We start from the raw sequence: 14848 nt of genomic DNA, 5'->3' as shown, positions 1-14848 counted from the left end.
ATGGTCACGCGATATACCACCCACCATTCTCAAGATAACAACACGCGACTATGGCCACGGTTTGCTTCGCTTTCTGGTGTGCTATGTACAATAGCAGTATTGCTGAGCGCTCCCTCTGCAACGGCTCAGGAACCCTTATTGGTCGACCCTCAAGCCCGTCAGCAGACCAGTCATGCCACCACCATCACCAAGGTCGATTTCACTCAAGACGCCAACCAAGGTGCAATTTCACTGGTTTATTTTGAAGGGCAACCACCTAAAGTGCAGTTAATTGAGTCACAAGGAAAAGTGTCTGTAACCTTGACTAACACCCAGTTGGGCAAAGACCAGTTCATCGAACTCGATGTGGCGGATTTTGGTACGGTCGTCTCCACCATCGAAACCTTTCAGGATGACAACGACGCACGCATTGAAGTGAACTATTCCGGCGCTGTTATCGTGAAAAATACGATTGAAGACAACACCCTTCGCATTGCCATTAAGCCGATGGATACATCGCAACAAGATGCTTTAGACAATGCCAAAACCTATACTGGCGACCCGATTTCACTGGATTTTCAAGACGTACCAGTGCGCCAGGTTTTACAAATCATCGCGCAGGTAAATGGCTTTAACCTAGTCACCACAGACACAGTTACAGGCAACGTGACAATTAGCCTTTCAGGCGTGCCGTGGGATCAAGCACTCGATATGATCCTCCGTGTTAAAGGACTCGATAAACGCTTAGAAGGCAATATTTTGCTGATAGCCCCCGCAGAAGAATTGTCTGCCCGCGAAACCCAGGCCTTGCAATCTAAAAAGCAGGTTTCGGATTTAGCGCCACTGCATACCGTGAACATAGCAGTAAATTATGCAAAGGCTCCCGCACTGGCTGCCATTTTGAAATCTGCTGAAGGGGGCATTCTATCTGCCCGCGGCGGCGTTACCGTTGATGAACGCACCAATACGCTATTAATACGCGATACCTTAGCCTCCATTGATGAAGCGAGAAAAATGATCAATGCGTTGGATATTCCGGTCAAACAGGTTTTGATTGAAAGCCGTATGGTTACCGTGCTGGACAATGTAGATGAACAACTTGGCGTAAGATGGGGGTTCAGCGACCGCCAGGACGACAATGGTGTATCTGGCTCACTTGAAGGTGCTGAAACCATAGCCGGTGGAGTAATACCCACTATCAACGATCGTTTGAATGTAAATCTGCCAGTCGCCAGTACAAACGCGGCCAGTATCGGTTTTCAAGTAGCTAGCTTAGTCGACGGCACCATACTGGATCTGGAGTTATCGGCATTGGAATCAGAAAACAAGGGTGAAATCATTGCCAGCCCGCGTATCACAGTAGCCAATCAGCATGAAGCATATATCGAACAAGGAACAGAAATTCCCTACGTGCAAGCGACGTCCAGTGGTGCTACCTCGGTGGAATTTAAAAAAGCAGTACTGTCACTTAAAGTTACGCCTCATATCACACCCGATAACCGGATTATTTTAGATTTAGTCGTCACCCAAGACACCCGTGGTGAAACTGTATCAACTTCTACTGGGGATGCAGTAGCTATCGATACACAAGAGATAAAAACTCAGGTGTTAGTTGAAAATGGCGAGACCATTGTCCTTGGCGGTATTTTTCAACAAACCAGTTCAGATGGAGTAACCAAAGTGCCGCTTTTTGGTGATTTGCCGCTTGTTGGCGGTTTGTTTAGAAATACTTCTGAACTTCAACAAAAAAGAGAACTGCTGATTTTTGTCACCCCAAAAATTGTAGTTGAACGCCCATAAGTCACGTCTAACACTCTAAAACGCGTATTTTTATACGCGTTTTTTTCTTTTTTACCTCTGATTTGTAAGTAAATTTACAGGTATACGCTATTTGTTAGTAACAAAACTTGCAACGCCTTGCATGAAACTGAGATAATCGCGCTCTCGAAATTTAAGCGAGGTTTAAGGAGTGGTGCTTATTGGTCACTAAATAGGCACGAGTCAATGGGTAGGCTGGTAAGGCAACAGTGCACTGCCCCTAACATGATTAAGTTGTGATATAAGCAAATATGGCTGAAAAACGTAATATCTTTTTAGTTGGCCCAATGGGAGCCGGCAAAAGTACTATCGGTAGACATCTGGCAGACGAACTTCACCTAGACTTTTTTGATTCGGATCAGGAAATTGAGCGCCGGACAGGTGCAGACATTGCTTGGATCTTCGATTTAGAAGGTGAAGACGGTTTCCGTAAGCGCGAAGAAAACGTCATCAACGATTTGACAGATAAGCAAGGTATTGTACTTGCCACAGGCGGCGGCTCTATTGTCACTAAAGCTGTGCGCAATCGTTTATCTGCCCGTGGCATTGTGGTTTATCTGCAAACGACTATCGATAAGCAAGTTGCTCGTACACAACGCGATAAGCGTCGCCCACTACTGCAAAATGACGATCCTGAAAAAGTACTTCGCGACCTTGCAGAAATGCGCAACCCGCTTTACGAAGAAGTAGCGGATTATGTCGTTGACACTGATGACCAGTCTGCACGTGCAGTAGCAAATCAAATCATCAGTAAAATTGGTCTATAAAACAAATATGTAATAGGAGGTGCTACGCCTGTGTCAACCTTAACTGTGGAACTTGGCGATCGTAGCTATCCTATTCAGATAGAGGCTGGGCTGCTTTCGCAACCCGGCCTTTTTAGTGCCTATATTAAAGGCCCCCTCGCCGTTATTGTAACCAATGAAACCGTTGCCCCCTTATATCTTGAAGCCGCTAAAGCCGCGTGCGGCGACGTGCATGTAGAATCCATTATTCTGCCTGACGGGGAACAACACAAAAATCTTGCCCAATTTGAAGTGGTAATGACACGCCTACTGGAATTGAATGCCGCAAGAGATACCACGCTGATTGCGTTAGGTGGCGGTGTTATCGGTGATCTAACGGGTTTTGTTGCTGCTACTTATCAGCGTGGCGTGCCTTTTATACAGGTGCCTACTACTCTCCTTTCTCAGGTTGATTCTTCGGTCGGTGGCAAGACTGCCGTCAACCACCCATTAGGTAAAAACATGATTGGCGCCTTTTATCAACCTGTGTATGTCGCCATTGACACCGATTCACTCGCCACACTGCCAGACCGCGAATTTGCGGCAGGAATGGCTGAAGTGATCAAATACGGCATAATCTATGATGCTGATTTTTTCAGTTGGCTTGAAGAAAACACCGCAGCACTGAAATCCCTTGATAAAGCGATATTAAGCCAAGCCATTTCACGTTGTTGTGAAATTAAAGCTGAAGTAGTCGCACAAGATGAGCGAGAAGGCGGGCTACGCGCCATCCTTAACCTAGGCCATACCTTTGGGCATGCAATTGAAGCTGAGCAAGGATATGGCAACTGGCTACATGGCGAAGCCGTAGCTGCTGGTACTATAATTGCTTGTCAAGCTGCAGAAGCATTATCCTGGTTTAACGCGTCAGAAACACGTCGTGTCGCTACATTGTTTGAAGCCTTCAAGCTACCCATTGCTGGCCCACATACCATGAGCAAAGATGATTACGTTAAACATATGAAGCGCGATAAAAAGGTGGAAGCGGGTAACATTCGCTTCGTACTGCCGCAAGGTATAGGCAAAGCAGTAGTGACGAAAGAGGTCACCGACGGTATTTTGTCGAGTTTACTGTCAAAAACACCTGTTAGCGCTTAGGGTTAATGCTCCATACGCACTTAACAGGCCGTATCAACGCCTTTTGGATTCATCAGCCTGTTTATGTGTCTACGCTTAAGGGTTAACCAAAAAGGTAAATAGGGGCAAACTCCGTGCAAAGTGAACTGCATGACCGTTTGGAATATTTAGTCAATTATTCATCGCAACTGATTTTTGTCAGTGGCGACTCTATTTCTGAGCAACAAAAAACCCTTGAAGCGTTTGTTTTTCAGCAACACGACGATACTGAGATTGCTTATCTTACGGCGCAAGACAACATGGAGCCGTCTGATTATCGTCGACAACTATGTCGGCAATTATTAGGTCAAGTGGTAGGCAGTTTTGTCAGACCGCTTAACGAATTGCTTTCCGAATTAAATCAACATGATGGTCCTATTTTAATCGCCATTACCCAAGCCCATCATATCCCCGACAAGTTACTTCAAGAATTGTGGGACTTAGTGCTTCAAAGTCGATTTGCGGGAAATAAACAACACCTTAATGTGCTGTTATTTGCTAACAGCCAATGGGCGGAAAACGCCAAGCAATGGCTTCCCGCCAAGAATACTGAGACACCGCTTATCATTAGTAGCCAGTCAGTGATGAGTGAACAACCTACGTTCGAATCTGAATTGGATAAAATGATTTCGGCCCGCCGTCACGCATTTCAAGCACATTTAGAAAACAGGCAAAAAGAAAATACTCTCACCTTTTCCAACCCACTTAAATCGCGACGCTTATATGCAGTGATCGCAACCGTATTTATTGCCACCTTTATTGGTCTGGTGTACTGGCAATACAGCGATAACATCGGTGGGCTTTTCACGCCTATAGAGAGTGGAATTTCGAATGAAGACCCACAACAAGTGGAAGTAGGCTCTTCATACGATGCCCTGCTGGACTCAGAACAAACCAAGCCATCTGAGAGCGTGGACAATACATCTGAACAAGCCGGCATTGTAGTAGTCCCCCCCTTTACTACAAGCGACCGTGTTGACACGTCGCAGCCTGCTAACTCTCCTATCGATGAAGGGGAATCGTTCTCCGTCGCTGGTGCTGTAAACGCCAGTGAAAGCGAAACCAAAAGTAATAATATCAATCAAGCCGATGGATTGGTCACTAATTGGAATAATGCTATTTCTTCCTTAGCAGAATCAACACCGGCCAAATTGTCTGAGGAGACTTCTGCAAAGACCAAGAACAGCGACATAAGTGAACTGCCTGAACAGCAAGTAGTCGAAACAGAAACACAGTTACCCAGTGAAAAAGCCGAAACGACATCTACATCTTGGTTAGCACCCAATCAGTTTGTGGTGCAAATGTTAGCAATGAAAAACGAACAGGCACTTAAGCAATTCCTCGTTGAACACAAGCTTGTTGATAGCATCCGTATCTATAAGACAAAACGCTATGGTGGTGATTGGTTCGTAGTCGTTGCCAATACCAGCTACCCGTCACTCGCAGAGGCGCAAAATGCATTGGCGACGCTACCTGCTTACCCCGGTAAAGCGAATGCTTTTGTGAAACGCGCTGAGCAGGTGTTGAATGAACTGTCTGTTGCCAACGATTAATTCACTCTCACGTATCGTTTAATAGAAAAGCAAAAAAGCAATCTGTACGCACTTGCTGGTTGTTCAGTTTCGCGATGAAAGATACAATCTACTTTTAGTGTGGTGATGTCAGTAGACAACCCTTACCCAGCAATGCCTAGAATGGCGACGTTAGGAGTAACCACCGTCTTCATTCCGTGTAGGTAGTAACGTTAGAGCATGATGCAAAAGAAAAACCGCGCCTTTTTGAAATGGGCCGGTGGCAAATACAGCTTGGTCGAGGATATTCAAGCCAGATTACCCCAGGCTAACAAGCTTATTGAACCGTTTGTTGGTGCGGGTTCGGTTTTCCTGAACACCCACTATAAACGTTATTTGCTTAACGATATCAACCCTGACCTTATCAATTTGTACAACTTCTTGAAAGCACAGCCCGATGCGTTAATTAACGATGCCCGTGAGTTCTTTAGTGGTAAACGCAATGATGAGAAGATGTACTACGCCCTTCGCGATGAGTTCAACGCCACGCAAGATGAATATTACCGCGCGATCCTGTTTTTGTATTTGAACCGTCATGGCTACAATGGACTGTGTCGTTATAGCCTCCAAGGGCGGTTCAATGTGCCCTTTGGTCGATATAAGAAGCCGTATTTCCCTGAAGACGAGATGTTTGTTTTTTCGGAAAAGTCACAAAAGGCTATCTTTACATGCCTGCCTTTTGAAAAAGTATTTTCTCGTGCTCGACGAGGCAATGTGATTTATTGCGATCCCCCTTACGCCCCCATTAGCAAAACAGCCGCATTTACCAGCTATGCAGCCAGAAGCTTTGGTCAGGATGCACAAGAAAAACTGGCAGAATTAGCTACCCGAACCGCCAAAAAGCGGGGCATACCAGTACTGATTTCCAATCACGACTTACCGCTAACTCGACACCTGTATAAAGGGGCTGATTTCAGTATGCTGTCGGTGAAGCGCTCGATTAGTCAAAATGGTGCAAAACGACAACCTGTTGACGAGATCCTGGCTTTTTTTCCTGCTAGCAAAACGATTGGAAGTAAAAAGAAGAAAAACGCGGTTATAGCCTCAACACCCAGTCAATTACCATAACCGGTATACCACTTTACAAAAGTAAATAACGCCACCACAAACAAGACAACAAACAATATCCCAATAATGGCAAAACTAATGAATGTACCTTTGGTAAAGTCTCGCTCATAGTTTTTGTGACTTTGAACACCAAATAGGCTAGCAATAACGCTCGCTATTACTGACCAAAACCCCGTGCCAGATTGCACAGTGGCTCCCTATGCGTCATTGGAAGTTGTAAATTCTGCGCGACTTTCGTCCTTGTGTAGCAGCTCTAATAAGTCCAGAAAATGGAACTGAAAAGAAGGCGATTGCCCTGCTAACCATGACAGCCAGCTGACTTCTGCTACACCATCTTGGTAACGCGCACACTGGTTTTGAATATGGCTCGCAGGAAGCTTGGGATTAAATTCGGTGACAGGTTGATAGTCACACAAAGAAGAGGACGAGTTTGAGGAAAACGATACGGCAATACTCACCACTGCCACGGCAGTACACGCCACTAAAAATGGAAGAACTTTCATCCTGAATACCCTCACACCCGCTTAAAAACTAACCTCATTATAATCAAATCAGTCTTTTGAACAAGAAAAATGTCACGCCAATTTGGCGTAAAAACATACAGACGCTAATCAATAAAGCCTAATGTATTCACATTAGGCTTTATCAAACTGCTACCGATATCCTGACACCTTTTTATTCATTAGGTTCAAGTTACCTTAAAGCGTTTTTATAATTCGAAGTCTACTGAGTAAGCTACCGTGAATTTCACAGCGTCATTATCAAACTCGTCATCGCCGCCCATGTCATCGAGGTCAGTACCTGTGATAGCAAAGCTGAAGCCGTCTTTAGACACCGATACACCGTAGTCGACGTAGCCTTCTACACCGTTAAAGGCTTCAGCAAAATCACCTTCGTGATAGCCCACATGAAATCCAAGCTCAGTGCCATTGAGAATTTCCATACTGTAGTCCAGAGACGTATAAGATGCTTGCGCAAAACCAAAGTCTTTCTCTGCAGGTTCATCAGCTTCTGTGTGAGCTAGAAGATAAACCGTCAGGCTCAAGCCCCCCATGCCCACAGAGCCGTATACTTCGGCAAAATCGAAGTTCGCTTCGTCATCGTAGTTGTAGTACAAGTAACCGAAGTCGTAAGCGATACCGTCAGACTCACCAGAAAAGCCAAAGTACATATCGTGTTCATATGAGTACACGTCACCTGCACCGTAGTTAACATTAGATGCCCAAGTACCTGCATAAAAACCGCTTTCGTGAGCATAATCAATACCACCCTGAACCGCCGCTTCGTTGGTAGTTTGGGTTAGACCACGCCAAATGTAGTTGCTAGTTGCACTTGCATTGGCAGTGAATGCACCTTCTGCATAACTTGGCATAGCGCTTAAAAGGCACGCCGAAGAAATAGCGGCAGCAAGTAGTGTTCTTTTTGTAGATGTTTTCATGTGTGTTCTCCAGTCAAATTCAAACTTGTTGTAATTCGTTTTTCTGTCTTGTTATTTTTTGAACTGGATAACGCAAGGTTGATGCCCATTTATGGTTCATGAAAAAAACCACAAATATCTTCCGCAACTAACTGATATTAAAGAAACATTTACACACCCCACTTTCAAACACAAAAATAGTCATGCAGATTTTATGAATAAGAATGCACCACTTTGACGCGCACTCACCAAATTTGGGCAAAAACACCTCGATTTCTGCTCACCCGTCGCCACTCATTAATGGATTCACCCAATGCATAGTAAATATGTGCACTTTTGGGTAAACTTCGCATCGGCAATTCACGTGTCCACATCAACCAAGGTATTTTGTAAAGGAAAGGCCATGAAACCATTTTTAATTGCGCCATCAATCTTATCAGCTGACTTTGCGCGGCTAGGCGAAGAAGTAGAAACGGTACTCAAGGCTGGGGCTGATGTGGTGCACTTTGATGTGATGGACAATCATTATGTCCCTAACCTCACATTCGGTCCGATGATTTGTGAAGCGTTACGCAACTATGGCATTTCCGCCCCTATTGATGTGCACCTTATGGTCAAGCCGGTAGATGATCTCATTGAAAAGTTTGCCGACGCTGGGGCCAGTTACATCAGCTTTCACCCCGAAGCTTCTGAACATATTGACCGTTCGCTGCAGCTAATCATTGATAAAGGTTGTAAACCAGGATTGGTTTTCAATCCCGCCACCCCGCTTCACTATCTCGATCACGTAATGGACAAATTGCACCATATTCTCATTATGTCGGTAAACCCGGGGTTTGGTGGACAAACGTTCATCCCGTCTACATTGGAAAAAGTACGCGCGGTTAAACAGCGTGTCGTAGAAAGTGGGTACGATATAAGAATAGAAATTGACGGTGGCGTAAAAGTCGATAACATTCGCGACATAGCACAAGCTGGAGCAGATATGTTTGTTGCTGGTTCAGCTATATTTTCTGAACCCGATTACAGTGAAGTCATTAATAAAATGCGCCATCAACTCGCTTCACTTCATAAAGCATAATTTTTTTAAACGTATTACAGGTAAAGACAAATGAGTAATAAACCCGTTGTATTAAGTGGCTGTCAGCCTTCTGGACAACTTACCCTAGGTAATTACATGGGTGCACTTAAGCAATGGGTTTCCATGCAAGATGATCACGACTGCCTTTATATGATTGTTGATCTGCATGCGATTACTGTGCGCCAGGACCCCAAAAAGCTAACAGAAGCCTGTTTGGATGGGCTGGCACTCTACCTTGCCTGTGGAATTGACCCGCAAAAAAGTACGCTTTTCATGCAGTCACACGTACCCGAACACGCACAACTTTCCTGGGTTTTAAATTGCTACACGCAAATGGGCGAGTTAAATCGCATGACGCAGTTTAAAGACAAGTCTGCGAAAAACGAAAACAATATTAATGTGGGCTTATATAGCTACCCAGTGCTACAAGCAGCGGACATTTTACTTTACCAAGCAGATAAGGTACCGGTTGGTGAAGATCAGAAACAACACCTTGAGTTAACACGGGACATCGCAACGCGAATGAACAATCTCTATGGGGACATTTTCCGTTTGCCTGATCCTTATATTCCTGATTTCGGCGCGCGAATTATGAGTTTGCAAGAGCCTGAAAAGAAAATGTCCAAGTCTGATACCAATCCAAACAACTTTATAGGTCTGCTAGAAGAGCCGAAAAAGCTGGCGAAGAAAATCAAACGGGCAGTGACTGATTCTGACGAACAGGCCAACATTTATTTCAATCCTACTGAAAAGCCAGGTGTGTCTAATTTACTTACGCTTTTGTCACTGTCTACAGGTAAGTCGATTAAAGAGCTCGAGCCCCAATACACAGATAAAATGTACGGACACTTAAAAGGCGATGTAGCAGACGCGGTAGTGGCGCTACTGGAGCCCATTCAGCAACGCTATGCACAAATACGTGCTGACCGCCCCTATCTTGATGAAGTGATGCGTCAAGGCGCAGAGAAAGCCTCAAGCCGTGCAGCGCAAACTCTGAAAAAGGTGTACAACGCTGTGGGCTTTATTCCCAAGCCGTAATCAACGCAAGCGAATGACAAGTAAGATCTGAGGTACTGTACGCCAGTGTTGCTATTAATTGATAACTTTGATTCTTTTACCTACAACTTGGCGCGGTATTTTAAGGAGTTAGCCATCGACGTAGAAGTGGTGCGCAACAATGCAGTATCACTTCTCGACATCGAAGGTCTGGCTCCCTCACACCTTGTTATTTCGCCCGGCCCTTGTACGCCGAACGAATCGGGTATTAGTCTAGATGCCATTAAGCATTTTTCAGGTGAACTTCCTATTTTAGGCGTATGTTTAGGCCACCAGGCAATCGGACAGGTTTTTGGTGCTCAGGTGGTAGGAGCCCAGGAGATTAAGCACGGAAAAGTGTCTCAACTGCACCATGCCAATCGCGGCCTTTTCAAAGGGTTACCTTCCCCATTCAACGTTACTCGTTACCATTCTCTGGTGCTAGATCCCAACTCATTACCTAGCTGTCTACAGGTTGATGCTTGGTGTGATACGTTGCATGGAACAAAAGAAATTATGGGTATCTCTCATACGTCATTGCCCATATGGGGAGTGCAATATCACCCCGAGTCACTACTCACCGAGAATGGCCATGCGGTTTTAGAGGCCTTTCTAAAAGCGTAAAATTAGACGCTATTGGGCTCAACTTGTCCCACCTTACTTACATTTTTACCAAGAAACTCCCGTTTTTTGTTCTTTTTGCGACCACTTTGAAGTAATTAAGGAAAATTTTATTGGATATTCATGCATTCGCGTTACTACAGTTTTTTAGCTGATCAACCATTCATCAAGAATTGATAAGTGCAAATAGCTAAAACTCGAATTGAATGCAGCAATGCTGCGCTATGCCATTGCCTATTTATAACCTTCGCCTTATGTTCCCTTCTGTGAACTGACTAGCTTTTAGACGTTCCGCGTCGCCTTTAACAATTATTACAAAAAGATATACAACAGCAGTTAATAGTTATTCACTTTTACTGCAAATTAAGCCACAGTCCTTATAAATAAAGGGCTAGAGACCATCACAGTGAAGACAAATGTTAAAAAAAATGGCATACTGTGGGTCAAATCCGATTAGTTTTTACGCGCCAAACATACGCTTAATCGTCCTAAACACGCCCAAACTGGCATATCTGGTACGATAGGCAATAATTCACTAAATGAACTTGGCGCCCAATGCAGAGGTAACAAAGATGAACGTAACTCGCAGTACATTTGATGATGTAATGGTTCCTAACTATAACCCAGCAGGTATGGTTCCTGTTCGTGGTGAAGGCTCACGAGTTTGGGATCAGGAAGGTACTGAGTACATCGACTTTGCAGGCGGTATTGCCGTTAACGTTTTGGGTCACTGCCATCCTGAACTGGTAAAAGCACTTACCGAACAAGGCAACAAGCTGTGGCACTTAAGTAACGTGTATACTAACGAGCCAGCGCTTCGCCTTGCTAAAAAGCTGACTGATGCAACATTTGCTGAAAAAGTGTATTTTGCCAACTCTGGTGCAGAAGCTAACGAAGCTGCTCTTAAGCTGGCGCGTCGATTTGCACTAGACAACTACGGCGAAGATAAAAACCAGATTATTGCATTTAACAAAGGTTTCCACGGCCGTACATTCTTCACTGTTACCGTAGGTGGCCAAGCCGCTTACTCAGACGGCTTCGGGCCAAAACCAGGCGCTATCGATCACTGCGATTATAATGACTTAGCCGCGTTTGAAGCATTAATCTCTGACAAAACTTGTGCCGTGATGATGGAGCCTCTACAAGGTGAAGGCGGAATCATTTCACCAAATGCAGATTTCGTTAAAGGTGTACGTGCACTTTGTGACAAACACAACGCACTACTTATTTTTGATGAAGTGCAGTCTGGTGTCGGTCGTACAGGTCATCTATATGCATACATGGGCCTTGGTGTGACACCCGATATCCTGACTACGGCAAAATCACTGGGTGGTGGCTTCCCTATTGGCGCAATGTTGACGACAACCGCCATTGCAGCTCACCTTAAAGCGGGTACTCACGGCAGCACATACGGTGGTAACCCTCTAGCGTGTGCCGTTGCAGAGCGCGCGTTCGACATTGTTAACCAACCTGAAGTACTGGAAGGTGTGCTTAAGAAAGAGGCACTTTTCCGTGAACTACTTGGTGCCATTAACGACAAGTACAATGTATTTGATGAAATTCGTGGTCAAGGCATGCTTTTAGGTTGTGCGCTTAACGAAAAATATCAGGGTCGCGCACGAGACTTCATGGTGGCAGCAACTCAAGAACACCTAATGTGTTTAGTCGCAGGGGTTAACGTTATTCGATTTGCACCGTCATTGGTGATCCCTGATGAAGACATCAAAGAAGGTCTTGCGCGCTTTGAACGCGCCGTCGATGCAATCGTTAACGCCGAATAATTGCAGTACGAGTAGCGAACATGAATATCATTCGCCCTATCACCAAGGCCGATTATAACGCGCTGAAGGAAATTGCTATTGAATCAGGCATTGGCTTTACGTCATTGCCAGTGAATGACGAGTTACTGCAGCGCAAAATTGATCGTGCAGAATCGGCGTTTAACAAACCTAACGTGACCGAGCCCGGCGATGAGTCTTACTTATTTGTAATGGAAGATACCACTACCGGACAGGTAGTGGGTACCACAGGTATTGAAGCAGCAGTAGGGATAGACGATGCGTTCTATCACTATCACTTAAGCAAAGTGGTACACGCTTCCCGTGAACTCAACATTCACAATACGGTAGATATTCTGACCTTTTGTAATGACTACACCGGTGTCACAGAAATTTGCACACTTTTCTTACGGGAACAAGCGCGTGGTGGCATAAACGGTCGTTTTTTATCTAAAGTTCGCTTTTTGTTCATGATGGAGCATCGTGAGCGCTTTTCGGAAACCATTATTGCCGAAATGCGTGGGGTCAGTGATGAACAAGGTCGCTCACCGTTTTGGGAGTGGCTGGAAACCCACTTCTTCTCGTTAGACTTCCCTACTGCAGATTATTTAACGGGTATTGGGAACAAAGTGTTTATTGCCGAGTTAATGCCCAAATACCCGATCTATGTGAACCTGTTAAGTAAAGAAGCACAGGAAGTCATTGGTGAGGTGCATGAAAAAACCCGCCCTGCACTTCAGTTGCTCGAAGAAGAAGGCTTTTCGTGCCGTGGTTATGTCGATATCTTTGACGCAGGTCCCACGGTAGAAGCTAACTTAAGCCACATTCGCACAGCACAATCTAGCCTTAAATTGCCGATTGTGATTGATGACAGTGCAGCAGCTCAAGGCCAGACGCACTACATAATTAATACATCTGTTTCTGATTTTCGCGCTGTAGCCACCGAAATGACAGTAAGTGAAGAACAGCAAGTCGCTGTACTTTCTCGTCAAGCGGCCGCAGCCCTGAATGTCAAAGAAGGCGAAGAAGTACGCTTTGCCCCTGTGACTTTCAGAGACTAATAAAGGACACCCACTATGCTACATACACATTTTATTAACGGTGAATGGGTTGCCGGACAAGGTCACGACTTAACGTCAATTAACCCTGCAAAAAATGAAATTATCTGGAAAGGCAAATCCGCAACTGCCGCTCAGATAGACAACGCTATTCAAGCAGCGCGCGCAGCACTGACTGCATGGAGCATGAAAACCGTTGAAGAACGCTTAGCTGTTATCAAGGCATACGGCAACAAACTCGAAGAAGCGAAGGCTCACCTTGCCAACGTTATTGCACAGGAAACCGGAAAACCAGAATGGGAAACGGCCACTGAAGTAGGCGCCATGATCGGTAAAATTGGCATTTCCGAGAAAGCGTATTTTGAGCGTACTGGGAATGTTGAAAATCCAATGCCAGTAGGTAAGGCCTTTATCCGCCATAAACCACACGGCGTTGTGGCTGTATTTGGCCCATACAACTTCCCAGGCCACTTGCCTAACGGTCATATTGTTCCTGCACTTATTGCTGGCAACACTGTGGTATTCAAGCCCAGTGATTTAACGCCCATGGTCGCCGAAGAAATGGTTAAACTTTGGGATGCGGCAGGGCTTCCCGCTGGAGTGCTCAACTTAGTACAAGGTGAAGTAGAAACCGGTAAAGCACTGGCGTCGCATAACGATATCGACGGTCTGTTTTTTACGGGTAGCTCGCGCACGGGTAAAATTTTACATGAGCAATTTGCCGGTCATCCAGGAAAAATTTTGGCCCTTGAAATGGGTGGCAACAACCCCCTTATCGTCAAAGATGTGGCTGATGTAGATGCAGCTGTACACGATATCGTGCAATCTGCATTTATTACATCGGGTCAACGTTGTACTTGTGCACGCCGCTTGTTTTTACCGGCCGATGCGCAAGGTGACGCTATTCTTGCTCGCCTTATCGAAGTGACCAAGAACATTAAAGTGGGTGACTACGATGCGCAAGACCAACCCTTTATGGGCGCTATGATCTCCAGCAATGCCGCCGCGCTAATGGTAAAAGCTCAACACGAGCTAGAAAACCTAGGTGGTAAAGTGTTAGTGCGTCTTGACCAAAAAGACGAAAACAAAGGCTTCGTTACACCGGGTATTATCGATGTAACGGACATGCTTTCTTCACTTCCTGATGAAGAGCACTTTGGTCCTCTACTTAAAGTAATTCGCTACACTGACTTTGATGAAGCCATTATTGAAGCCAACAATACCAGTTTTGGTTTGTCAGCCGGCCTTCTTGGAGACAGTGAAGAAGACTATCGCTATTTCTTTGCCCGTATTCGCGCCGGTATCGTTAACTGGAACCGCCCGATTACAGGAGCAAGCAGTGCGGCACCGTTTGGTGGCGTAGGCGATAGTGGTAACCACAGAGCCAGCGCATTTTACGCAGCAGATTACTGTGCATACCCAGTGGCCTCGGTAGAACTAGATAAAGTAACCATGCCTGGTAAATTAAGCCCTGGTTTAAGTATGTAATTGTGATGGCCGACAAACACAGGTTTGTCGGCT

General features: G+C 45.2%; 14 protein-coding genes. 11 read left to right on the top strand and 3 right to left on the bottom strand.

Annotated elements, in window-relative coordinates; translation table 11 throughout:
- From ACMCM8_RS00565 to ACMCM8_RS00545, 5 genes are all read left to right on the top strand, one after another.
- Nucleotides 1-1779, top strand: a complete 1779-nt coding sequence (locus ACMCM8_RS00565; RefSeq protein ID WP_412724418.1) for a type IV pilus secretin PilQ — start codon at nt 1-3, stop codon at nt 1777-1779.
- Nucleotides 1780-2048: 269 nt separating this feature from the next.
- Nucleotides 2049-2564, top strand: a complete 516-nt coding sequence (aroK, locus tag ACMCM8_RS00560) for a shikimate kinase AroK (RefSeq protein WP_412724416.1) — start codon at nt 2049-2051, stop codon at nt 2562-2564.
- A 30-nt stretch (nt 2565-2594) separates the two neighbouring features.
- Nucleotides 2595-3680, top strand: coding sequence for a 3-dehydroquinate synthase (gene aroB / locus ACMCM8_RS00555; RefSeq protein WP_412724414.1), 1086 nt, complete (start codon nt 2595-2597; stop codon nt 3678-3680).
- A gap of 113 nt (nt 3681-3793) precedes the next feature.
- Nucleotides 3794-5251 (top strand): SPOR domain-containing protein, encoded by a 1458-nt coding sequence (locus ACMCM8_RS00550; protein ID WP_412724412.1) that lies wholly within the window; start codon nt 3794-3796, stop codon nt 5249-5251.
- Between the two features lie 198 nt (nt 5252-5449).
- The gene (locus ACMCM8_RS00545) at nt 5450-6337 is read left to right on the top strand and encodes a Dam family site-specific DNA-(adenine-N6)-methyltransferase (RefSeq protein WP_412724410.1); all 888 of its coding nucleotides are present in this window, start codon (nt 5450-5452) and stop codon (nt 6335-6337) included.
- On the opposite strand, the gene ACMCM8_RS00540 is transcribed toward ACMCM8_RS00545, so the two are convergent.
- The 3 genes from ACMCM8_RS00540 to ACMCM8_RS00530 all read right to left on the bottom strand — a co-directional run bounded on the left by ACMCM8_RS00540 (nt 6325) and on the right by ACMCM8_RS00530 (nt 7775).
- Nucleotides 6325-6525, bottom strand: a complete 201-nt coding sequence (locus tag ACMCM8_RS00540; protein ID WP_412724408.1) for a DUF2970 domain-containing protein — start codon at nt 6523-6525, stop codon at nt 6325-6327. The two genes, ACMCM8_RS00545 and ACMCM8_RS00540, sit on opposite strands and share 13 nt — an antisense overlap.
- 9 nt (nt 6526-6534) lie before the next feature.
- A complete protein-coding gene (locus tag ACMCM8_RS00535) occupies nt 6535-6840 on the bottom strand; it encodes a hypothetical protein (protein ID WP_412724406.1) in 306 nt (101 codons plus the stop codon).
- 206 nt (nt 6841-7046) lie between these two features.
- A complete protein-coding gene (locus tag ACMCM8_RS00530) occupies nt 7047-7775 on the bottom strand; it encodes a TorF family putative porin (RefSeq protein ID WP_412724404.1) in 729 nt (242 codons plus the stop codon).
- Between the two features lie 382 nt (nt 7776-8157).
- On the opposite strand from ACMCM8_RS00530, the gene rpe reads away from it, so the two are divergent.
- From rpe to astD, 6 genes are all read left to right on the top strand, one after another.
- Nucleotides 8158-8835, top strand: coding sequence for a ribulose-phosphate 3-epimerase (rpe, locus tag ACMCM8_RS00525; RefSeq protein WP_412724402.1), 678 nt, complete (start codon nt 8158-8160; stop codon nt 8833-8835).
- Nucleotides 8836-8865: 30 nt separating this feature from the next.
- Nucleotides 8866-9873: a tryptophan--tRNA ligase gene (gene trpS / locus ACMCM8_RS00520; RefSeq protein ID WP_412724400.1), complete on the top strand. Its 1008-nt coding sequence runs from the start codon at nt 8866-8868 to the stop codon at nt 9871-9873.
- Nucleotides 9874-9918: 45 nt separating this feature from the next.
- Nucleotides 9919-10494, top strand: coding sequence for an anthranilate synthase component II (locus ACMCM8_RS00515; RefSeq protein WP_412724398.1), 576 nt, complete (start codon nt 9919-9921; stop codon nt 10492-10494).
- 569 nt (nt 10495-11063) lie between these two features.
- Entirely contained in the window at nt 11064-12272 is a 1209-nt protein-coding gene (locus ACMCM8_RS00510) for an aspartate aminotransferase family protein (RefSeq protein WP_412724396.1), read from the top strand.
- 20 nt (nt 12273-12292) lie between these two features.
- Nucleotides 12293-13330, top strand: a complete 1038-nt coding sequence (astA, locus tag ACMCM8_RS00505) for an arginine N-succinyltransferase (protein WP_412724394.1) — start codon at nt 12293-12295, stop codon at nt 13328-13330.
- 15 nt (nt 13331-13345) lie between these two features.
- Nucleotides 13346-14815, top strand: coding sequence for a succinylglutamate-semialdehyde dehydrogenase (gene astD / locus ACMCM8_RS00500; RefSeq protein WP_412724392.1), 1470 nt, complete (start codon nt 13346-13348; stop codon nt 14813-14815).
- Nucleotides 14816-14848 lie beyond the last annotated feature (33 nt).

The sequence above is a fragment of the Alteromonas sp. D210916BOD_24 genome, assembly GCF_047159385.1.
In the GTDB taxonomy this organism is placed as follows: Bacteria; Pseudomonadota; Gammaproteobacteria; order Enterobacterales; family Alteromonadaceae; genus Alteromonas.
Note: the sequence above shows the minus strand (reverse complement) of the source record. Positions and strands in the feature narration are given on the sequence as shown.